This is a genomic window from Gluconobacter sp. P5E10 (assembly GCF_018812145.1).
Classification (GTDB): domain Bacteria; phylum Pseudomonadota; class Alphaproteobacteria; order Acetobacterales; family Acetobacteraceae; genus Gluconobacter; species Gluconobacter cerinus.
The window spans coordinates 324,803-344,831 of record NZ_JACRVZ010000002.1; the positions used below are offsets into that span (position 1 = coordinate 324,803).

A 20,029-nucleotide genomic window follows, 5' to 3' on the forward strand; every position below is an offset into this window, starting at 1 on the left:
GTTCCTATGTCGCCCTTCGACCCAGTTTCGACAAGACGAGACTTGCAACATCTTCGCTGACAAAGGAGGAAATATCGCCATCAAGACGGGCAATTTCCTTCACAATCCGACTGGCCGTCGTGCGATGCCCTTCGGAAGACAGCAGAAAGACCGTCTCAATTTCCGGCGCCAGACGACGCAGCGCCCCAGAGAGCTGACTCTCAAAGTCGAAATCCCCCGCAGAGCGAAGGCCGCGCACAACCGTCCCAGCGCCAGCCTTACGTACGGCATCGACCAATAGGGTATCAAACCCCAGAACCCTGATCCGGTCAGCATGAGGCAATTTCGAGACCTCCTGCCGCATCATCTCCAGACGCTCTTCCAGCGTCAGAAGCGGCTGCTTCCCCTCATTGACCGCCACACCAACCAGCAGGCGGTCAAAAAGAGTGGACGCACGGTCGATAATATCCAGATGACCGAACGTCACCGGATCAAACGTACCGGGATAAAACCCGACACGCGGATCAGTCTGCCACTCAGGCATCAGGGGCTGCGTCACCCACAGAAGCCTCACCGTCCGTCACAGTGCCATCAACAGGCGCTGTACCGTCCGGCGTTGCCACGACATCTCCTTCGATCAGGTCGCCCTCTTCTCCATCATCTTCCACAACCGGGAAGACACAGATCACCGTCTCACTGTCATTCAGGCGGAACAGCGTCACACCACTGGCCTGACGTGCCATGACACGCACCTGAGACACCGGAAGACGGATCAGACGACCCGTATCCGTCACGAGCATGACATCCGTGCCATCCAGCGTCGGAAGCGTCCCAACCACTTCCTTGCCACGACGATTGGCCGAGAAGGTCATGTTCGTAATGCCCTGCCCGCCACGGCCCGACACACGATAATCATAGGCAGAGGAACGACGGCCAAACCCGCCATCTGTCACAGTCAGAAGAATTTCTTCCTGCTGTTCCAGCTCCTCGAAGCGCTCCTGCGTCAGATCGCCAGCGACCTCCACAGTGTCTTCGTCACCGGACACCACCTCTTCTTCAGCACCTTCTGCCAACGCAGCATTCTCGGCACGACGTTTTGCATTGGCCATCCGCAGATAGGCCGCACGCTCTTCAACGCTGGCGTCCACATGGTTGAGGATACACAGTGAAATCACCGCATCCCCATCACCAAGGCGGATACCACGCACGCCCGAGCTGCCACGGCCTGCAAACACACGCAGCGTATCATCAGTGATCTGGAAGCGGACACAGCGCGCGTTCTTCGTTGCCAGGAACACGTCCTGGCCTTCACGACACGTCGCCACACCAATGAGGGAATCACCCTCATCCAGCTTCATCGCAATCAGACCGGACGCCCGAATATTCCGGAAGTCGTTCAGGCGGTTACGACGAACATTGCCGCTGGCGGTCGCAAAGGTAAGGTGCAGATCTTCCCACAATTCCTCGTCCTGCGGCAACGGAAGCACCGCTGTAATGGCATCCGAACCAAGCTCTGGAAGCAGGTTGACCAGCGCGCGCCCCTTGGACGTCGGAGACGCTTCCGGCAGATGCCAGACCTTGGTGCGATAAGCCTTGCCGCCCGAAGAGAAGAACAGCACCCACTGATGGGTATGGGCATTGAAGCTGCGAATAATGACGTCATCGCCACGACGGCCAGACGCCGTACGACCACGCCCACCGCGGTTCTGCGAACGGAACATCTCAAGCGGCGTGCGCTTGATGAAGCCGTCACGCGTGATGGTAACAACCATCTGCCCCGGCTCAATCAGGCTTTCGTCAGACTGATCGCCCAGCGCATCGGAAATTTCCGACATGCGTGGGGTGGCAATTTCAGCCCGAGCCGCCAGCAATTCATTGCGCATGACATCCATGCGACGACTGTGACTGCCAATGATGTCGAGCAGGTCGGCAATCTTGGCCGCAACTTCGCTCAGCTCGCCCTGGATCTTCTCACGTTCCAGACCGGTTAGACGCTGCAAACGCAGTTCGAGAATACCGCGAGCCTGCGCTTCTGTGAGGCGAACCTTGCCATCATAAATGACATTGCCTTCGTCCTGGATCAGTTCCAGCAACGGCACAACTTCGCTCGCATCCCACTCGCGCGCCATGAGCAGCTCACGCGCTGTCGAGGCATCAGGGGCAGAACGGATCAGCGCGATCACTTCGTCGATGTTGGCAACAGCCAGCACAAGGCCAACCAGCAGATGCCCACGATCCCGAACCTTGTTCAGATCGAAGCGTGCGCGACGCAGAATGACGTCTTCGCGGAAACGAATGAACGCCTGTAGAACGTCCATCAGCCCCATCGTGCGCGGCTTGCCCTCATCGAGTGCCAGCATATTGACACTGAAGGACGTCTGAAGCTGCGTGAAGCGATAGAGCTGGTTCAGCACCACTTCCGGCGTCGCATCGCGCTTCAGCTCGATGACAACGCGCATCCCCGAACGATCACTCTCGTCCCGGATATCGGAGATGCCTTCGATTTCCTTCGCACGAACGAGATCGGCAATCTTCTCCTGAAGGGTTGCCTTGTTCACCTGATATGGAATCTCGGTGATAACGATCGCCTGACGATCCTTGCGGATCTCCTCGATCTCAGCACGAGCCCGAACCGGAACAGACCCACGCCCTGTCTCGAACGCCTTGCGGATACCGCTGCGGCCCATGATGATTCCGCCGGTCGGGAAATCCGGGCCGGGGATGATCTGCATCAGCTCATCCAGCTCGATCGCCGGATTGGCAATCATCGCCAGGGTGGCATCAATGACTTCGCCAGGATTATGCGTCGGGATGTTCGTGGCCATACCGACCGCGATACCCGAAGCGCCATTCACCAGAAGATTTGGGAACGTCGCTGGCAGAACCTTAGGCTCGTGCTCGCTCTCGTCGTAGTTCGGCTGAAAATCAACCGTATCCCGCTCGATATCATCCAGCAGGAACGACGCAGATTTGGCCAGACGGGCTTCGGTATAACGCATGGCAGCCGGGCTATCGCCATCGACCGAACCGAAGTTACCCTGTCCATCAATCAGCTTGACGCGCATTGACCAATGCTGCGCCATACGAACCATGGCATCGTAAATCGAGCTGTCACCGTGCGGATGGTATTTACCCATCACGTCACCGACCGCACGCGCAGACTTGCGGTAAGGCTTATCAGACGTAAACCCACTCTCGCGCATCGCGTACAGGATGCGACGATGGACGGGTTTCAGGCCGTCACGCACATCCGGCAAGGCACGCGAGACGATCACCGACATCGCATAGGCCAGATAGGAGGAGCGCATCTCCTCCTCGATCGTCACCGGAAGACGATCGGAAGGTACAATATCAGTCGGCTCGTTCAGCTCGGTCAAGACAGGTCCACCACGCTAAAATACAGTCCGCACAGCATAGCCCATGCGCGGCCTACATGCCACACCCACCCCATTATGGCCTGTGAGACTGAAAAACGGTCACGTCCAGCAGGAAACTGCCGTCTTCTTCCAACCCCAGTCTTTCACGGACAGCTACAGGCGCACCACGCTGCAACGACCGGATGCCCTCTACACGTTCCGTCGGCGTTCGTGTTCGCGATACCCAACTCTCAAATTCCATCCGCAAACGGCTGCGTATCAGGCCATCCACAACAAAACCGGATCTTCCAAGAGCAGACACCCATTCTGTCACGGCATAGTCCCTCACATGAGAGATATCCCGCATCAATTCCAGCGTCTGGAGCCAGCTATCGGACATAGCGTCTTCAGGAGCCGTAACATCGCCCAAAATAGCCAGACCTCCTGGCTTCAGAACGCGACGCACTTCTCTCAGACCAGCCTCAAAGCCTTCCCAATGATGGGCACTAAACCTGCATAAAACAGCGTCAAACACACAATCATCAAATGGAAGCGCTTCTGCGGCGCCCTGTTCAACAGCAATGTTACCAAGGCCACGGTCTTGAGCGGACCTGCTTACAGCAGCCAACATTCCGGCCGTGACATCGCAGGCGACAACCTGCCCGACATGTGGCGCCACAGCATAGCTGACATGCCCCCCGCCACAGCCAAGATCCAGCACACGTTCAAACCCGCGCCCCTGAACAGCCCGAACCATCACGTCCAGATCATCGCCCTGATTATGCACCACGCTATCTACGTAGGATGACGCCCTGTCTTCATAATGCTTCGCAGCAAATTGTCCTGCCTGCCTAACCATCTGATTTTTCTCCCTTGGAGATCATCATCAGACAACAAACAGTCAGGTATAAGATCCTATTTTATCATGGTATAAATTGCACCATGCCTACGTCTAGCCGTAAAACTCTTGGTCTGTTTCTTCGCACGCACCGCGAAAGGCTTCCCCCGTCAGAAGCAGGATTGCTGACTCCATTACGACGCAGACGCACCCCAGGGCTACGCCGCGAGGAAACAGCTCAACTCTGCGGGATCAGCACGACATGGTACACGTGGCTGGAACAGGGACGCGACGTCTCATGCTCGTCCGCCACTCTGTCGCGCATTGCCACGGCTCTGAAACTGTCCATGACGGAAAGACGCTACCTTTTCACGTTGGCAGAACTGCGAGACCCTCAGCAGGATCACACTGCGCCAACTGCACCGGCTACACTGCTCAGCCTCCCGGAACAGATCTACAGCCCTGCTTATTTGCTCGATCCCTTGTGGAATGTTCTGAGCGCAAATTCCGCAGCCAAAATCCTTTTCGATTCCTGGCTGAACAGCTCAGAGACCAATCAGCTGCGCTATGTTTTTCTGAACCCCAATGCCCGAATTTTCCTTACGGACTGGCTAACCCGCGCCCAGCGGCTTCTGGCCGAATTTCGGGCCGATACAGTTTCGAGTGCCCGTACCGAACCTTTTCAGACACTTGTCTCAACCCTTCAGAGAGAAAGTCCGGAATTTAATCGTTTCTGGGAAGACCAGAGCGTCCTCCCCAGAGAAGGAGGGCAGCGGAGCTTTCAACATCCAACACAAGGCCTTCTCCACTACGATCAAACAACGTTCATCCCGACAGCTCATGCGGGCTATAAACTCGTCATTCTATCCAGAAGCACGGCCACTCCGGATTCCACCCCATGAACCCGAACTACACTCTCCGCCCAGCCGATTTTTCCGACGAAGAAACACACGACCTTTTGGCCCTTCACCTTGCCGGAATGCACGAAAACACTCCTGCTGGACACGTCTTCGCCTTGGATCTGGCTGCTCTCACCTCATCAGATATCGAGGTCTGGACTGTCCATCACCACGGCCACGTTGCTGGCATTGGTGCGCTAAAACGATTGAGTGCTCAGAACGGTGAACTCAAATCCATGCGGACTCATCCAGATTTTTTAAGACAGGGCATCGCCAGCACTCTTCTGGATCATCTCATTCACAGGGCATGCTCTCTGGGCCTGAAAAAGCTCAGCCTTGAAACCGGCCAGAATTCCTCTTTCGAACCCGCACTAAAGCTCTACAAGGCCCGAGGCTTTCAACTCGGCGAACCCTTCGCTGACTATCAGGCCTCTGGGTTCAACCAGTTCCTTCATCTGTCGCTTTAAAACGGACCTTTCACGCATAAAAAAAAACCGGACTGACACTGCCAGCCCGGTTCTCCGGAAAATCCCTTAGAACGGGATTTCATCATCCAGATCGTTATCTGGCGGAGCATCCCAGCCACCGCCACGACTGCCCGACGCGCCACCTGCGCTACCGCCGCTACTCCGAGAGCCACCGCCGAAGCCGCCTTCACTGCTACCGCTCCGGCTTCCACCACCAAAGCCGCCGCCGTTGTTGCTTCCGCCACCGTAGGACGAACCACCACCGTCGAAGCCACCGCCTTCATCACCGCCACTGCGGTTACTGTCGAGGAGCACCAGCTCACCGCGGAACCGATCAATCGTCACTTCCGTCGTGTAACGCTCCTGGCCGGACTGGTCGGTCCACTTACGGGTCCGCAGCTCACCTTCGAGGTAAACCTTGCGACCCTTGCGCAGAAAACGCTCAGCCACATCGCCCAGGCGATCATTGAAAATGACGACGCGATGCCATTCCGTACGCTCGCGGCGCTCACCGGACTGACGGTCGTTCCATGTTTCAGACGTGGCGATCGTCAGATTGACAACCTTCCCGCCTGACTGCGTGTTCCGGACTTCCGGGTCCTTACCCAGATTCCCGACCAGAATCACCTTATTGACGCTACCTGCCATTCCGTACCAACCAATTTTCTCGAATTGTTCTTTTCATATGATCCTAAACGCCCATCTATAATTGATCCAGCGCCGTTCAGGCGCGTTCCGATTTTTAACAATCTCTTTTCTGCACATTCCGGGGTTTTCGTGAGCTTTCCAGACAATCATTCGATCCGTGTCCGTGGTGCCCGCGCCCACAATCTCAAGAATATCAATGTCACGATCCCCCGTGACTCCCTGACAATCATCACGGGTCTCTCCGGTTCCGGAAAGTCGTCTCTCGCCTTCGATACGATCTATGCCGAAGGTCAGCGCCGATATGTGGAAAGTCTTTCCGCTTACGCCCGCCAGTTCCTTGAACTGATGGGCAAGCCGGATGTGGACTCCATTGAGGGCCTCTCCCCGGCCATCTCGATCGAACAAAAAACGACCTCAAAAAACCCTCGCTCCACCGTCGGCACCATCACGGAAATCCATGACTACATGCGCCTTCTCTGGGCGCGCGTAGGTGTTCCTTATTCACCCGCAACCGGCCTCCCCATTGAAGCCCAGACGGTCAGCCAGATGGTAGATCGCGTCATGGCGCTTCCTGAAGGCACGCGTCTCATGCTGCTGGCGCCGGTCGTCCGGGACCGTAAAGGGGATTGCAAACGCGAACTGGCAGACCTGGCTCGCAAGGGCTTCACGCGCGTCAAAATTGACGGTGAGCTTTACGAAATTGCCGAAGCCCCCGAACTCAATCGCAAGACCCGCCACAATGTCGAAGTCGTGGTGGACCGGATTGTCGTCAAACCTGACCTCGAATCCCGTCTGGCAGACAGCTTTGAGACAGCCCTCGAACTCTCCGACGGTCTGGCCTACGCGGAAGAAGTCAGGCGTGCGGGAGAAACAGCTGCCGCCGCCCACATCGTTTTCTCCTCACGTTTCGCCTGCCCTGTTTCAGGCTTTACGATTGAGGAGATCGAGCCCCGTCTGTTCTCCTTCAATGCCCCAATGGGCGCCTGTCCGACCTGCGATGGTATCGGTACGGAAACCCATTTTGACGAGAACCTGATTGTCAGTGACGACACCCTGACACTTTCTGAAGGTGTGATTGCCCCTTGGAGTGGTGCCAGCACGGACTGGTATGACCAAACTCTTGCAGCTCTTGCCCGCCATTGCGGGGACACCATGAACACGCCATGGCGAGACCTGAAAGCCGAAACCAGGGATTTGATCCTGTACGGTTCCAAAGAGGCCATCGCCATTCCGTATCGTGATGGCAGCAAGGTCCATACCGTTACGAAGCCCTTTGAAGGCGTGCTCAAAAACCTACGCCGGCGCATGGCGCAAACAGACAGTATGTGGGTCCGCGAGGAACTGTCGCGCTATCAGTCAGAAAAGCCCTGCCACACCTGCCATGGCGCACGCCTGAAACCTGAAGCCCTCTGCGTAAAGGTCAATGACCTGAACATCGCCGAAGCGTCAGATATGCAGATCCGCAAGGCACTGGACTGGTTTTCTGGCGTTGAAGTTACCCTCACCCCACAACGTGCGGAAATCGCACGCCGCATTCTTCGCGAAATCACGGATCGCCTGCACTTCCTCGACGATGTCGGCCTGGACTACCTCACGCTTTCCCGCGGATCGGCCACACTTTCTGGCGGTGAAAGCCAGCGTATCCGGCTGGCCTCTCAGATTGGCTCGGGTCTGACAGGCGTTCTGTATGTGCTTGATGAGCCGTCCATCGGCCTGCATCAGCGCGACAATGAGCGCCTTCTCGGCACATTGGAGCGTCTCAAGCGCCTTGGAAACACTGTCATCGTCGTCGAACATGACGAAGATGCCATCCGTGCTGCTGATTACCTTATCGATATGGGGCCTGGTGCTGGCACGCGGGGCGGAAACGTCATCGCTATCGGCACACCTGCGGAAGTAGCCAAGAATAAAGAAAGCCTGACCGGTGCCTATCTTTCGGGTCGGAAGTTTATTCCAGTTCCCGAAAACCGACGCACCTCGGACAAAACACTCACATTGGTTGGAGCCAAGGGAAACAATCTCAAGGATCTGACCGTGGATTTCCCACTGGGGACCTTTATTGCGGTCACCGGTGTATCAGGCGGCGGCAAGTCCACCCTGGTCGTGGATACCCTTTACAAAGCGCTGTCTCGGCAGCTCATGAAATCGAGCCAGTCTCCACTCCCTTATGACCGACTGGAAGGCGTAGAGAACCTCGATAAAATCATCGAAATCGATCAGTCTCCGATCGGTCGTACACCCCGTTCCAACCCCGCCACCTACACGGACTTATTCGCCCCTATCCGGGACTGGTTTGCCGAACTCCCGGAATCCAAGGCACGCGGTTACAAACCCGGCCGCTTCTCCTTCAATGTAAAGGGCGGCCGCTGCGAAGCCTGTCAGGGCGATGGCGTCCTGAAAATCGAAATGCATTTCCTGCCTGACGTCTTTGTCACCTGTGACACCTGCAAAGGCGCGCGGTACAATCGTGAAACGCTGGAAGTGAAGTTCCGTGGCAACTCCATCGCTGATGTACTTGCCATGACTGTGGACGAGGCGTTGCCGTTTTTTCAGGCTGCACCCAGAATTCGGGACCGCCTCGCCATTCTCCAGCAGGTTGGTCTCGGCTATGTCGCCCTGGGCCAACAGGCAACCACACTTTCAGGGGGCGAAGCCCAGCGCGTCAAACTGTCCAAAGAACTTGCCAAACGAGCTACTGGTCGCACCCTCTACATTCTTGATGAGCCCACCACCGGCCTGCACACTGAAGACGTCCGTAAGCTGCTGGAAGTGCTGCATACGCTGGTTGATCAGGGCAACACAATTTTGGTGATCGAGCATAATCTGGAGGTCATCAAGACAGCAGACTGGCTGATCGATATAGGACCAGAAGGCGGTGACGGTGGCGGCAAGATCGTAGCCGCAGGAACACCGGAAGACATTGCTGCCTGCAAAGCAAGCCATACTGGCCGCTTCCTGGCGCCCCTTCTGGATGCCCCCGGTGTCAGGCAGCACCGTGAGCCTACAGGCAAAAGGATCACTCAGGCGATGATTGCCGCCAGCTTGCCCCAAAAGGCGGAGCGAGCCCCAGCCAAAACGACAAAAGTGCCTAAGGCAAAAATAGTGGCGGACAAGAAACCTCGTGGCCGCCCCTCAGGCTCCCGCAACAAAACCAAAGCCTGATTCCTCAAGTCCTGAAGAGCCCCGCTCTTCAGGACAACAAAGGACGCTACGCAAGCCAGGCTACAAAAAGGTGTCAAAGGCCGTTGTCCCAATGCCTTCCGGACCAGAGTGATCGGGAGCCAGAAAGTCAGCCCCCGACAGGCGATACCAGAACAGTAATCGCAAAAAGACGCAGCCGTACCCTTTCCAATCGGGTATGCTGGTGCAAACCCCACGGCAACAATCAACATACGAGACGGCAGCCAGATTAGAGCAATCATCAGCGCTCAGCGGTCCGGATCATCCTCCCAGAACAATCCATTTTCTCCCTTCTAAGAAGAATTACCGGCTAACTGGTCGGCAGTTATTTCTGCTGAGTACCGAGATGCTCTTTCCCGCGCTGGCGCGCCAGCTTCTCCTGTAGCTCACGGGCAGCATATCGCTGGCGCTGCTCTTCTGTCCGTTCGTTATGACAATGGGGGCAGGAGACGCCTTGTACGAACATCGGAGAAGCCTTGTCTTTCTCGCTGACAGGGCGACGACAGGCGTGACAGACATCGTAGCTGCCAATTTCCAGGCCGTGCTTCACGGAAACACGCTGGTCAAAGACGAAACATTCCCCTTCCCAGAGGCTTTCTTCCTCTGGAACAGTCTCCAGATATTTCAGAATACCGCCTTTGAGATGGTAAACTTCGTCCAGTCCCTCTGCCTTCACAAAAGACGTGGATTTCTCACAGCGAATTCCGCCTGTGCAGAACATGGCAATCTTTGGAACACGGCCCTTGGCCTCAAGCTCCTTGCGTCGGTTCCGAAACCACTCCGGAAACTCCCGGAATGACCGTGTTTTGGGGTCTTCAGCCCTCTTGAATGTCCCGATCGCGACTTCGTAGTCATTCCGGGTATCAATCACGATCGTATCCGGATCAGAAATCAGAGCATTCCATTCATCAGGTGCCAGATACTGACCAACATCCTTGCGAGGATCGATATTCGGCTGCCCCATGGTAACGATCTCTTTCTTGAGACGCACCTTCATGCGGCGGAAGGGCATTTCCGGCGCACGGGACTCCTTTATTTCAAGCTCCTCACATCCTGGCATCGCCCGAATATGCTCCAGAACCTGTTCCATTCCGTCATCTGACCCAGCAATCGTTCCGTTAATACCTTCCGGTGCCAGAAGCAGAATGCCCTTGATCCCCTCGCGGTCGCAGACCTCCTGCAAAGGCCCGCGCAACGCAACGATGTCTTCAAACGGCGTGAAGTTGTAAAGCGCGACGATACGGATCGGCGGAAGAGCATCAGACACAGGGGCAACCATCCAGCTCTGCGACCGCAGGCAGACCCACGATCAGGTGATAATGTGCCCCCGCCAATATCAGGCTCGCGCCTTCAATTCCAGAAAACTCCTGAACCTGAGCCTCAGGCGACCGAGACGGTTGCCGCTTCTGCAAGAGGTAGTCCGCGATCCTTGATCACGCGCCGCACCGTCTGAATGACCTGCGATCCAGTAATCAGACGCGTGCATTCAAACTGCCGCTCCGTTCCCTTGTGGCGGGGGCACCAGAAGAAATCCTTGTGATCGAACTGATGCCTCGGGTCGTTCCAGCACGAATTGCAGGTGTGCCAGTTGATGATGCGATAGGGTGTAAAGAACTCATTATTCGGATGCGTAAAGCCCGAAATCATGACGACAGGTGTGCCCGAGGCATGCGCCAGCCATGCCAGCCCACTGGAGAGACCAATGAAAAAACTGGCGTGCTTCAGCCAACGCGCACGTTCCGACAACGGGCGGCTGCCAGTCTCGTCTTCCGCGCCATGGGGAATATGATTGTACACATACCCTGTTCCATGGAACGTTTTCTGATCAATGCAGATCACTCGGTATCCAGCAGATTTCAGGAAACCAATCACCTCCTGCCAGCCAGCCGGATTATTCCAGTACTTGCACTGAGTACTGGCCTGCGTCGCAATCACCACATACGGCCCCTCAATAGGCGGGGTATCCACATCCTGGATCGTGATGCCAGGAGGGTTATCGTTCCAGGGATCAACACCCAGAATATAAGCTGCAGTCCGATGCAGACCTACATGCCGGAAGTCCGTGGGCTGATGTGTCAGCTCCGTATCCGTGAAAAACAGACCTATATTGTATGAAGCGTAGAAAGCGGACGTAAACGTCTTGTTTGCCTGAGCTTCATCGTGCCCGACCAATGTGATGTCTGGATTAGCCTCTTTCACCAGAGGGAGAATGACATCTGCAACTGAGCAGGACACCTTCGCGCCCGTCTGCTGCGCAAGGCGAATAGCTGCCGGAAGCCAGGCAATCGTGTCTCCAAGCGTTCCAACAGGCAACTGCACCAAAACAGGCCTTCCCGTGAGGGATAGCTCGTGGTGCAGAATGTCCTCCCGCGTACCGTCAGGCTTTTCCAGCCAGACATCGATCAGGAATGGAACAAAGTACTTTTTGGTGGATGAGACCATGCCGCCTTTTAAACGGGCATCGAAGAGAATATTCCCGGTCGAATAATCCGATAGTCTCACATGCCATTGCCCCAGTTCCGGGGCAATATCCGGCACCATGACACGGGCACCATCATTGAAGTCAAAGCGGACGCCCTGCCCTCCTTCCACAACGGGAACAGATGGAATGGCCAGATAGGGGCTCTTCTCGTCCTCCTTCTGCACGGGATTACCGTCGGCAGGAGGAGCACCTTCCTGTGGAAGACCGGAGGCAGGCGTTACAGTTTCTGCAGGCTGGGAAGAAACAGAGGTCACATCAGACATCAGTAAAAGCGTCTCCAAACCGTTCCCGCAGGCCGTACAGAGACAGAAACCCGCCTCTACCGCACCCACAAAAGCAGGCTAATATTAAAAGTCCAAAACCATGTTCAAACCTGAATTCGTCTCTTGAAAAGAGACTTTCCACAGTCTGCCACAAAACAGTGCCAAGGTTAAAATGAACTCAAGATCTTTGGACATTAAAAGAAACGTTCACCCGTTCAAGACAGATCGTTCCCAGAGCGGAAATGCTATGCGATACCCAAAGGATCATGACAGAGCATACTGCAATCCGTGGCCCCTTCCTGACCTTCCATGCTGACCCTTTTACGGTCGACCCAATGGCTGCACTCACGCACCAGCCAGACGGCCTGATTCTTTGCAAAAATGGCGTCATCACCGCTGCAGGCGCATGGGAAGATCTGAGAGACCAAATCCCGGAAGGTACTACCGTAGATCATTATCCAGACCGGCTAATTTCAGCCGGAATGATCGATACCCACGTCCATTATCCCCAGCTCCCTGTGATCGCCTCGTATGGGGAACAGCTTCTGGAATGGCTGGAGACCTATGTCTTCCCTGCTGAAGCCCGTTACGCAGATATTACTTATGCACGCCAGATCGCCCGCAGTTTTCTGAAAGAGCTTCTCCGCGTCGGTACAACAACGGCCGCCGTGTACTGCACGGTTCATCCGGAATCCGTAGACGCATTTTTTGAGGAATCAGAACGCCTCAATACCTGCATGATCGCAGGGAAGGTCCTGATGGACCGCAATGCGCCTGACAACCTGCGAGACACCGCCCAGACAGGCTACGATCAGTCTGCCGCTCTTATCGAACGCTGGCATGGTCGCGGACGACAGCTGTACGCCGTCACACCACGCTTTGCCCCTACCAGCACACCCGAACAACTGGATTTGGCTGGATCTCTCCTTGCTACCCGCTCTGACCTCTTCATGCAGACGCACTTGCTCGAGAACCGGTCTGAGATCGAATGGGTCAAGGAACTCTTTCCCGACCGTTCATCCTACCTGGACGTGTATAACAAGTCGGGGCTTCTGCGCCCTCGCGCCATTCTGGCTCACGCTGTGCATGCACAGGAAGAAGACTTCCAGCGCTGCCATGATACAGGCTGCTCCATCGCACACTGCCCCGGCTCCAACCAGTTTCTGGGCAGCGGGTCATTCCCCCTATTCAATGCCTTGAAACCCGAGCGACGTGTCAAAGTCGGCGTTGGCAGCGATGTGGGAGCTGGCCCCTCCCTGTCGTTGCTTCAGGTCCTCTCAGACGGATACAAGGTCGCTCAGGGGTTAGGCACGAAACTTCATCCTGCTCAGGGCCTTTGGCTGGCAACCGTCGGAGGCGCTCAGTCTTTAGGGCTTGAGGATCATATTGGTGCCATCAAACCTGGCCTGCATGCAGATCTCTGCATCTTTGATCCTACTGCAACGCCTCTCGGGAAAATCCGGACCCAGACGGCTGAGACCCTGTCCGATCTCCTGTTTGCCCTCACGATGCTAGGCGATGACCGTAGCATCGAGGCTACATATGTGGCTGGTCAGAAGGTTCACAGCCGGGATTAATATCTGACCCGAGGGGCTTCAGCCGAATCTGCGCTGCCGCCCTTCGGTCACCGGACCCTCAGGCTCAACAGGCAGCCCCATCAGAATTCTCTCATCAGGGAGATCAGCCACTACAATTTCTGCTTCCGGATCAACAGCCAGTGTCCGACGGACGTTGAACAACAGGTGCAGAAAAATGGCGGACAATGCCCCAAGAGTAATACCGCTTCCGAAGACAATCTGTGCCCACATCGGAAATGTATCTGAGATATGAGGCTGCGCCGTCGCGAGCATTCCCAGTCCGATGCTGGTTCCCACGATAATGACATTGCTCTGACGGTTGAAATCCACCCGCGTTAGCGTCTGCACACCAACCACAGCCACTGTCGCGAACATCGCAAGAGCAGCCCCGCCCAGAACCGGTAACGGAACCGCCGCCACAATCGCCCCGAGTTTTGGCAGACAGCCCAGCATCATCATGATGACAGCCGCAGATGCCACAACCCACCGGCTCTTCACGCCCGTCATCCGAACCAAGCCGACATTCTCCGCAAAGCAGGTGTAGGGAAAAGAATTGAAGACCCCACCCAATAGCGTTGCAATACCATCAGCTCGCAACGTCCGCGCGATATCCTCTCGGGTAATGGTTTTTTCGACGATTTCGCCAGTCGCATAAACGTTGCCGATCGTCTCAACCATGGTGATGACCATGACGATCACCATCGAGAGGATCGGCACCACATGGAAAGTTGGCGTCCCAAAGAAAAACGGCTGCGTGATGGACACGAGCGGCGCAGACGCCACGCCACCAAAATGCGCATCGCCCATCAGCCACGCAGCCAATGTGCCAATGCAAAGTCCGATCAACACAGCAATCGTTGAAATGAAGCCGCGAAACAGGCGCTGTACGAGCAGAATACTCGCCAGTGTTCCCAGCCCGTAACACAGACTCCGCAGCGGAACCTGATCCTGCACCATCCCTGGCCCATGGCCGGACACGATGTCATTGGCGGCCACTGGCAAAAGCGCCAGCCCAATCACGAGAATGATCGACCCCGTCACCACAGGCGGAAAAAACCGAACCAGCTTCGCAAAATATGGTGCGATAAGCAGACTGACAATCCCCGCGACAATCACCGATCCATAGATCGACAAAAGCCCCGGCGTTCCACCGCCTACCGCAGACCCAATGGCAATCATCGGGCCAACAGCCGTAAACGTCACACCTTGCAGAAGCGGCAGACGAACACCCACCGGTCCAAACCCGACTGACTGCAACAGGGACGCAATCCCGCAGGTAAACAGATCTGCATCAATCAGATGAATCAGCGTTTCCTGTGGCAGGTGCAAAGCCCCCGCCACAAGGATCGGAACAATCACCGCGGCTGAGTAGAACGCAAGAATATGCTGGAAGCCATAAGCCCCCAGACGCCAGAGCGGAAGCTTCTCATCAACCGGATGAACCACAGAAGTATCAGACGCCATCAGGTCTCAGCTTCCACGATATGTGGAATATCCATAAGGCGCCGCCAGCAGCGGAACATGCGCATGCGTGCCCTCACCCAGACCGAACACAATTGGCACAACATCCAGAAAAGGCGGATCAGACAGCACATGCCCTCCCGCCCGAAAATACGCACCAATTTCGAATTCCAGACGATAGGTGCCACGTTCCAGCGGAATCTCCCGCAAGGGGGGGCAACGCCCATCATGGTCCGTCACGCCTTCGAAAAGAATAGCGTCTTCCTGAAAAAGCCGGAAAGACACCCCAGCTGCCGGACGGCCCGAGACCGTATCCAGAATATGCGTGGATAATGAGCTCATGATGTCACCAGATCTTTCAGTCTCAACCCTACAATCGCATCGATCTGCGAGAGGGCTTCCTTCAGTTCCGCCTCGGGCGTCCCCCCCAGACGACGTTCCATTTCATCCATGATGACCGTCTTGGCCACCTGACCCGGCGCTGCAACTTTGCGCACGCAAATTACAAACGGCATGGAAAAAGCCTTCCCATAAGCCGCATTTAGCGTCTTGAACCGTTCATATTCCGCAGGCGTCAGACGGTCCAACCCGGCAGAGGCCTGCTCGGATGCGGACTCCGCTGTCAGATCCGGATCAATTCCCGCGCGATGCCCAAGCTCAGGATGCGCCCGAACCAATGCCAACTGAGCCTCCTCGCCCGCATTCCGCACAACGTCAGAAAACGCCGCAAGCATGGTGTCCACATCCACAAATGACCGCGCTGCCAAAGCCCCCTCAGCCACCCAGGGCGAATGTTCGTAAAGTCCGCCAAACGTCTGGATGAAAACATCAGGCGTCATGGCATTCACATCGGAAATCTTCATGCCGGATGCACACTCATCCAGTGCCGCGCAATATCAAGCCGGGATGCCACCCAGACATCCTCATGGGACGCCACATGCTCCAGAAAACGCTGAAGCGCCAGCGCACGCGCAGGCTTACCCGCCAGACGGCAATGAAGCCCGATGGACATCATACGCCCCCCTTCCGCATACAGCATGTCGAACGTATCCCGCAGATACCGGAAGAACTGCTCGCCCTCGGTAAAACCGTTGAGCGCCGCGAACTTCATGTCATTGGCATCAAGCGTGTAAGGCACGATCAACTGCGGCTTGCCATGGGAGCGATCATAGTACGGCAGATCATCCGCATAAGAATCGGCATCGTAAACAAAGCCGCCTTCTTCCACGACCAGACGGGCCGTGTTCGGGCTGGTGCGGCCCTGATACCACCCCAACGGGCGCTCCCCGACCACTTCCGTATGAAGCGCAATTGCCTCACGGATATGCTCGCGTTCTACGTCTTCCGGGAGGTCCTGATAATCAATCCAGCGCAGACCGTGCGTAGCAATTTCCCAGCCACTGTCCTTCATGGCGGCCACCGCATCCGGATTGCGCGCCAAAGCCTTGGCCACCCCGAATACAGTCGTGGTCATGCCAGCCTTTTCAAACAGGCGCTGCAAACGCCAGAACCCAGCGCGGCTCCCGTATTCGTAAAGGCTTTCCATCTGCGCACAACGCGCGCCCACGATGGATTTCGTCCCGACCATTTCAGACAGGAAAGCCTCCGACCCCGCATCTCCATGCAGGACCGAGTTTTCCGCGCCTTCTTCATAGTTGATGACGAACTGAACCGCGATCCGCGCGCCATTTGGCCATTTCGGATCAGGCGGCGTGCGGCCATAGCCGATCATATCACGGGGATAGGTGTTGGTGCTCATCTGTGCTGCTCCCCCTCAAACCGTTGGCGGATCAAGGCTGATCAGTTCTTCCGTGTCGTAAGACAGCAGACTCTCCAGATGCTTCTCGCCATCCTCAACAAACAGATCACGCGCAATACCGCGTGTCAGCTTCTCAACGCCAAAGCGCATACCACTGATGGACGCCCCTGAAAGACCCATGCTGGGCATGGACGCGAACGTAAAGTTGTAGATTGCCGCCAGCATCGGCGCCTTCGGATCGGCCGGATCTTTCGGCAGGAACTGAAAGCGCTGCCCCAGATACGGATGGCTGGACAGAAGCGTGCTTTCCTCTCCCTCCGGCGCCGTAAAATGGTCGCTCCACAGCATGACGGAATCCGCAAAATCCTGCGTTTCCGGACGGTGCTTCAGATCAATCGAGAAGCCAGTACCAATAATCAGGAAGTCGAAGCGCATCTCGCCATTGGGCGTTTCGACCACAATCTCATCGCCATCCATACGCGCAGAATTCCACGGCGTACCGGGATGGAAAGCGAAATTCTCATGCTTGCGGCAGCGCCAGAACGTATCCTGCGGCGGCGGCTGGTTCAGATTGTAAATGCAGCGCATAAAGCGCCAGCGGGTCAGATCCGGAAGCTCTGAGAAATGCGCAAGGAAGCCCGCATTTTCCATCCAGCGATACGGATTGATAGCCGGAATCTTCGTACGACGCAGACACAGATCCACACGACCCACACCGGACTCCAACGCCGTCGCAGCATTATCAAAAGCGGACGCACCAGCACCCAGAACGCCGATCCGCTTACCCTTCAGAGCAGCGAAATCAATATTTTCATGCGTATGAGCATAAACCGACTTCGGAAGATTGTCTGAAATGAACGGCGGGACAAACCATGCTCCGCCACCGTCAATCCCCGTAGCCAGAACCATCCGACGCGCCCAACGCTTCGTCTCAACACCGGCAGCGTTCCGGAAGGTCAGGCGCAGCAGGCCGTCCGTCCACTCCACATGAACCAGTTCCTGATCGTTGACGACCGGCAGCTCCAGGGTATCACGCACCCAGTCCAGATAAGACTGCCAGTCATGCCGCGAGATCTTGTCAAGCGACTGCCAGGCTTCCTTGCCATACCGGGCTTCATACCAGGACTGTGGCGTCAGATTGGGCACACCCAGATCCGGCCCCGTCACATGCTTTGGCGTCCGCAGCGTGATCATTCGAGCAAATGTCACCCAAGGGCCTTCCTCACCCTTCGCAGCGCGCTCAAAAACCTGTGCATTCGTCACACCCTGACGACGCAATCCGAAACAGGCCGTCAGCCCCCCCTGGCCGCCGCCGATGATGGCAACATCCAGAACATCTTCCCCATCTTTCTGAACCGGAATATTCCAGTTCCCTGTCGCATACCTGATCTTCGCCAGATCCTCATGAACCTGCGCCGAAAGGGTGGCCAGGCCGTCAGTCGGGGAGGAGGAACGTGTCATGAGCATCTTATCCTAAAGAACAGGCACAGGATCGTGGTCTTTCATAAGAAATGACCAGAGTTTCTTCCTATGTCAAAATGACAGGGTTCACCTGCCGCTCTGAAGTGTTTCATAGAGGGGTAATCTCGTATATCTCAGAAAAACGTCCCTGCCGTTCTCGAAAAAAGAGCGTATCCCATGCCGGTTTTTTCCCGCTTCCTTCGCTACTTCCTGTCCGTTGCCCAATACGGCTCGATCCGGAAGGCCTCTGAACATCTGCGGATTGCGGCATCTGCCATCGATCGTCAGATCCTGCACGGTGAGGAAGCTCTCGGCACACCCCTCTTCGAGCGGCTACCAAGCGGCTTGCGACTGACCGCTGCTGGCGAACTCCTTTACACCAAGGGCAAGCAATGGACGCGGGAGATGCAGGAAGTCCGCACCCAACTGGAAGATATGCGCGGATTGAGACGGGGACAGGTGGACATCGCTCTGCCAGATGCTCTGACGACAGGATTTCTGCCGCGCATTCTCAAAGACCTCCGAAAAAGCCATCCAGGCATCACAATCTGCACTCACGTTCTGGATAACGCTGTCATTCAGCAGGCCCTCATCAGCGGAGACGTTGATTTTGCGCTTCTCCTGAACCCTACACAGGCCCGTGGCCTGCTGGTCCGAACCCATATTGATTATCCTTTGGGCTTCGTCTGTCTTCCCGACCATCCGATTGCCCAACACAAGGACGCCCGCTTCAGCATCTGTGCTGAATACCCGATGGTTATGCCCCAGCAGCCTCTTGCGCTGCAGCGACAGATTGAAATTCTGGAAATTGACAGCAATGTCAGCGTCCAGCCTGCAGCGTCCTCCGATAATATCCAGATGATAAAGTCACTGGTTCTGGAGGGCGTCGGGCTGGGAATTCTCAGTCGTCTGGATGCCATGAAGGAAATTCTTAGTGGCGAACTGGCTTTTGTCCCCATTTCGAACCGGGACGTATCCCCACTGACCCTGGCTCTGTGCGTAGACCAAGCGCGACAACTTTCCGGAGCCGCGAGACTGGTGATTGCAGAAGTGGAAAAAACCTTCCTGCATCCGACAGAGATATAACTTCAGACGCAACATGCTGAACGACAAACTCTACACCGCGTTAGGAAGGGCAGGCATAAGCCAGAACATCTAAGGACAATCCAATGTCTTTTCTCAGAATATTTTCTGCCAGCGCCCTCATCTGCTGTCTGTCAGGGAGCGGCGCCCTCGCACAGACGACTGCCGATATTCGAATTGTTCAGGGCGGAGAGAATGTTGTCTGGAAAGCTGCGCCTCCCATGTTCCCAAGTGGAACACGCATGTCCTTCCTGTACGGAGCCTCAGACAAGCCCGGCCCCTTTACCATGCGTGTTATGATGCCCGCAGGGTCAACCATTCCACCCCATACGCACAACATGGATGAAATGCTCACGGTCCTGGCAGGAAGTGTGCATCATTACATTGGCGAGAGCATCACAGCGAACGATGAAAAAATCCTGACAGCCGGAGGGTTTGTTCATCTCCCTCCCAATGTTCCGCACGCACTCAAAGCGGGGACACAGGGCGCCATTGTGCAGGTTTCGGGAACAGGTCCATTTACCATGACCTACGTGAATCCACAGGATGATCCGCAGCATACAAATCGTTAAGACC

Annotated in this window: 17 protein-coding genes; 6 read left to right on the plus strand and 11 right to left on the minus strand. The window is 56.0% G+C overall.

Annotated elements, in window-relative coordinates; translation table 11 throughout:
• Positions 1 to 4: 4 nt before the first annotated feature.
• The 3 genes from coaD to KP707_RS05535 all read right to left on the minus strand — a co-directional run bounded on the left by coaD (position 5) and on the right by KP707_RS05535 (position 4,194).
• Positions 5 to 523, minus strand: a complete 519-nt coding sequence (coaD, locus tag KP707_RS05525; protein ID WP_046900542.1) for a pantetheine-phosphate adenylyltransferase — start codon at positions 521 to 523, stop codon at positions 5 to 7.
• Positions 516 to 3,356: a DNA gyrase subunit A gene (gene gyrA, locus KP707_RS05530; RefSeq protein ID WP_211502399.1), complete on the minus strand. Its 2,841-nt coding sequence runs from the start codon at positions 3,354 to 3,356 to the stop codon at positions 516 to 518. Before gyrA ends, coaD begins: the two co-directional genes overlap by 8 nt.
• A gap of 73 nt (positions 3,357 to 3,429) precedes the next feature.
• Positions 3,430 to 4,194 (minus strand): class I SAM-dependent methyltransferase, encoded by a 765-nt coding sequence (locus tag KP707_RS05535; RefSeq protein WP_211502400.1) that lies wholly within the window; start codon positions 4,192 to 4,194, stop codon positions 3,430 to 3,432.
• A gap of 83 nt (positions 4,195 to 4,277) precedes the next feature.
• Here KP707_RS05535 and KP707_RS05540 point away from each other — a divergent pair, with 83 nt between their 5' ends.
• Positions 4,278 to 5,075, plus strand: a complete 798-nt coding sequence (locus tag KP707_RS05540) for a helix-turn-helix transcriptional regulator (protein WP_211502401.1) — start codon at positions 4,278 to 4,280, stop codon at positions 5,073 to 5,075.
• Entirely contained in the window at positions 5,072 to 5,539 is a 468-nt protein-coding gene (locus tag KP707_RS05545; RefSeq protein ID WP_211502402.1) for a GNAT family N-acetyltransferase, read from the plus strand. Before KP707_RS05540 ends, KP707_RS05545 begins: the two co-directional genes overlap by 4 nt.
• A gap of 66 nt (positions 5,540 to 5,605) precedes the next feature.
• Here KP707_RS05545 and ssb read toward each other — a convergent pair whose 3' ends face one another.
• The gene (ssb, locus tag KP707_RS05550) at positions 5,606 to 6,187 is read right to left on the minus strand and encodes a single-stranded DNA-binding protein (protein ID WP_086634612.1); all 582 of its coding nucleotides are present in this window, start codon (positions 6,185 to 6,187) and stop codon (positions 5,606 to 5,608) included.
• 129 nt (positions 6,188 to 6,316) lie between these two features.
• On the opposite strand from ssb, the gene uvrA reads away from it, so the two are divergent.
• Positions 6,317 to 9,349, plus strand: a complete 3,033-nt coding sequence (gene uvrA, locus KP707_RS05555) for an excinuclease ABC subunit UvrA (RefSeq protein ID WP_211502403.1) — start codon at positions 6,317 to 6,319, stop codon at positions 9,347 to 9,349.
• Between the two features lie 343 nt (positions 9,350 to 9,692).
• Here the strand turns inward: uvrA and KP707_RS05560 are convergent, their stop codons facing one another.
• Together KP707_RS05560 and KP707_RS05565 are read right to left on the minus strand one after the other, a co-directional pair.
• Entirely contained in the window at positions 9,693 to 10,646 is a 954-nt protein-coding gene (locus KP707_RS05560) for a rhodanese-related sulfurtransferase (RefSeq protein WP_211502404.1), read from the minus strand.
• A 101-nt stretch (positions 10,647 to 10,747) separates the two neighbouring features.
• Complete coding sequence (locus KP707_RS05565) at positions 10,748 to 12,112, minus strand: autotransporter strand-loop-strand O-heptosyltransferase (protein WP_211502405.1); 1,365 nt, start codon at positions 12,110 to 12,112, stop codon at positions 10,748 to 10,750.
• Between the two features lie 266 nt (positions 12,113 to 12,378).
• On the opposite strand from KP707_RS05565, the gene guaD reads away from it, so the two are divergent.
• The gene (gene guaD, locus KP707_RS05570) at positions 12,379 to 13,689 is read left to right on the plus strand and encodes a guanine deaminase (protein WP_211502406.1); all 1,311 of its coding nucleotides are present in this window, start codon (positions 12,379 to 12,381) and stop codon (positions 13,687 to 13,689) included.
• Positions 13,690 to 13,707: 18 nt separating this feature from the next.
• Here the strand turns inward: guaD and KP707_RS05575 are convergent, their stop codons facing one another.
• The 5 genes from KP707_RS05575 to KP707_RS05595 are packed head-to-tail and all read right to left on the minus strand — an operon-like array spanning position 13,708 to position 18,376.
• Positions 13,708 to 15,153 (minus strand): nucleobase:cation symporter-2 family protein, encoded by a 1,446-nt coding sequence (locus tag KP707_RS05575; protein WP_211502407.1) that lies wholly within the window; start codon positions 15,151 to 15,153, stop codon positions 13,708 to 13,710.
• 6 nt (positions 15,154 to 15,159) lie between these two features.
• Entirely contained in the window at positions 15,160 to 15,492 is a 333-nt protein-coding gene (uraH, locus tag KP707_RS05580; protein WP_211502408.1) for a hydroxyisourate hydrolase, read from the minus strand.
• Positions 15,489 to 16,013, minus strand: coding sequence for a 2-oxo-4-hydroxy-4-carboxy-5-ureidoimidazoline decarboxylase (gene uraD, locus KP707_RS05585; RefSeq protein ID WP_215751661.1), 525 nt, complete (start codon positions 16,011 to 16,013; stop codon positions 15,489 to 15,491). Before uraD ends, uraH begins: the two co-directional genes overlap by 4 nt.
• Positions 16,010 to 16,909 carry an allantoinase PuuE gene (puuE, locus tag KP707_RS05590; RefSeq protein WP_211502410.1) on the minus strand — a complete coding sequence of 300 codons (900 nt, stop codon included), beginning with the start codon at positions 16,907 to 16,909 and terminating at the stop codon, positions 16,010 to 16,012. Before puuE ends, uraD begins: the two co-directional genes overlap by 4 nt.
• 15 nt (positions 16,910 to 16,924) lie before the next feature.
• Positions 16,925 to 18,376 carry a SidA/IucD/PvdA family monooxygenase gene (locus tag KP707_RS05595; RefSeq protein WP_211502411.1) on the minus strand — a complete coding sequence of 484 codons (1,452 nt, stop codon included), beginning with the start codon at positions 18,374 to 18,376 and terminating at the stop codon, positions 16,925 to 16,927.
• A 171-nt stretch (positions 18,377 to 18,547) separates the two neighbouring features.
• On the opposite strand from KP707_RS05595, the gene KP707_RS05600 reads away from it, so the two are divergent.
• The gene (locus KP707_RS05600) at positions 18,548 to 19,456 is read left to right on the plus strand and encodes a LysR family transcriptional regulator (protein ID WP_046900529.1); all 909 of its coding nucleotides are present in this window, start codon (positions 18,548 to 18,550) and stop codon (positions 19,454 to 19,456) included.
• 83 nt (positions 19,457 to 19,539) lie between these two features.
• Complete coding sequence (locus tag KP707_RS05605) at positions 19,540 to 20,025, plus strand: cupin domain-containing protein (RefSeq protein ID WP_064275269.1); 486 nt, start codon at positions 19,540 to 19,542, stop codon at positions 20,023 to 20,025.
• Positions 20,026 to 20,029 lie beyond the last annotated feature (4 nt).

Coding starts and splice junctions, on each gene's coding strand:
- coaD (WP_046900542.1), bottom strand. CDS start 523: ATGCCTGAGTGGCAGACTGATCCGCGTGTCGGGTTTTATCCCGGTACG.
- KP707_RS05535 (WP_211502400.1), bottom strand. CDS start 4,194: ATGGTTAGGCAGGCAGGACAATTTGCTGCGAAGCATTATGAAGACAGG.
- KP707_RS05540 (WP_211502401.1), top strand. CDS start 4,278: ATGCCTACGTCTAGCCGTAAAACTCTTGGTCTGTTTCTTCGCACGCAC.
- KP707_RS05545 (WP_211502402.1), top strand. CDS start 5,072: ATGAACCCGAACTACACTCTCCGCCCAGCCGATTTTTCCGACGAAGAA.
- ssb (WP_086634612.1), bottom strand. CDS start 6,187: ATGGCAGGTAGCGTCAATAAGGTGATTCTGGTCGGGAATCTGGGTAAG.
- KP707_RS05560 (WP_211502404.1), bottom strand. CDS start 10,646: ATGGTTGCCCCTGTGTCTGATGCTCTTCCGCCGATCCGTATCGTCGCG.
- KP707_RS05565 (WP_211502405.1), bottom strand. CDS start 12,112: ATGTCTGATGTGACCTCTGTTTCTTCCCAGCCTGCAGAAACTGTAACG.
- guaD (WP_211502406.1), top strand. CDS start 12,379: ATGACAGAGCATACTGCAATCCGTGGCCCCTTCCTGACCTTCCATGCT.
- KP707_RS05575 (WP_211502407.1), bottom strand. CDS start 15,153: ATGGCGTCTGATACTTCTGTGGTTCATCCGGTTGATGAGAAGCTTCCG.
- uraH (WP_211502408.1), bottom strand. CDS start 15,492: ATGAGCTCATTATCCACGCATATTCTGGATACGGTCTCGGGCCGTCCG.
- uraD (WP_215751661.1), bottom strand. CDS start 16,013: ATGAAGATTTCCGATGTGAATGCCATGACGCCTGATGTTTTCATCCAG.
- puuE (WP_211502410.1), bottom strand. CDS start 16,909: ATGAGCACCAACACCTATCCCCGTGATATGATCGGCTATGGCCGCACG.
- KP707_RS05595 (WP_211502411.1), bottom strand. CDS start 18,376: ATGCTCATGACACGTTCCTCCTCCCCGACTGACGGCCTGGCCACCCTT.
- KP707_RS05600 (WP_046900529.1), top strand. CDS start 18,548: ATGCCGGTTTTTTCCCGCTTCCTTCGCTACTTCCTGTCCGTTGCCCAA.
- KP707_RS05605 (WP_064275269.1), top strand. CDS start 19,540: ATGTCTTTTCTCAGAATATTTTCTGCCAGCGCCCTCATCTGCTGTCTG.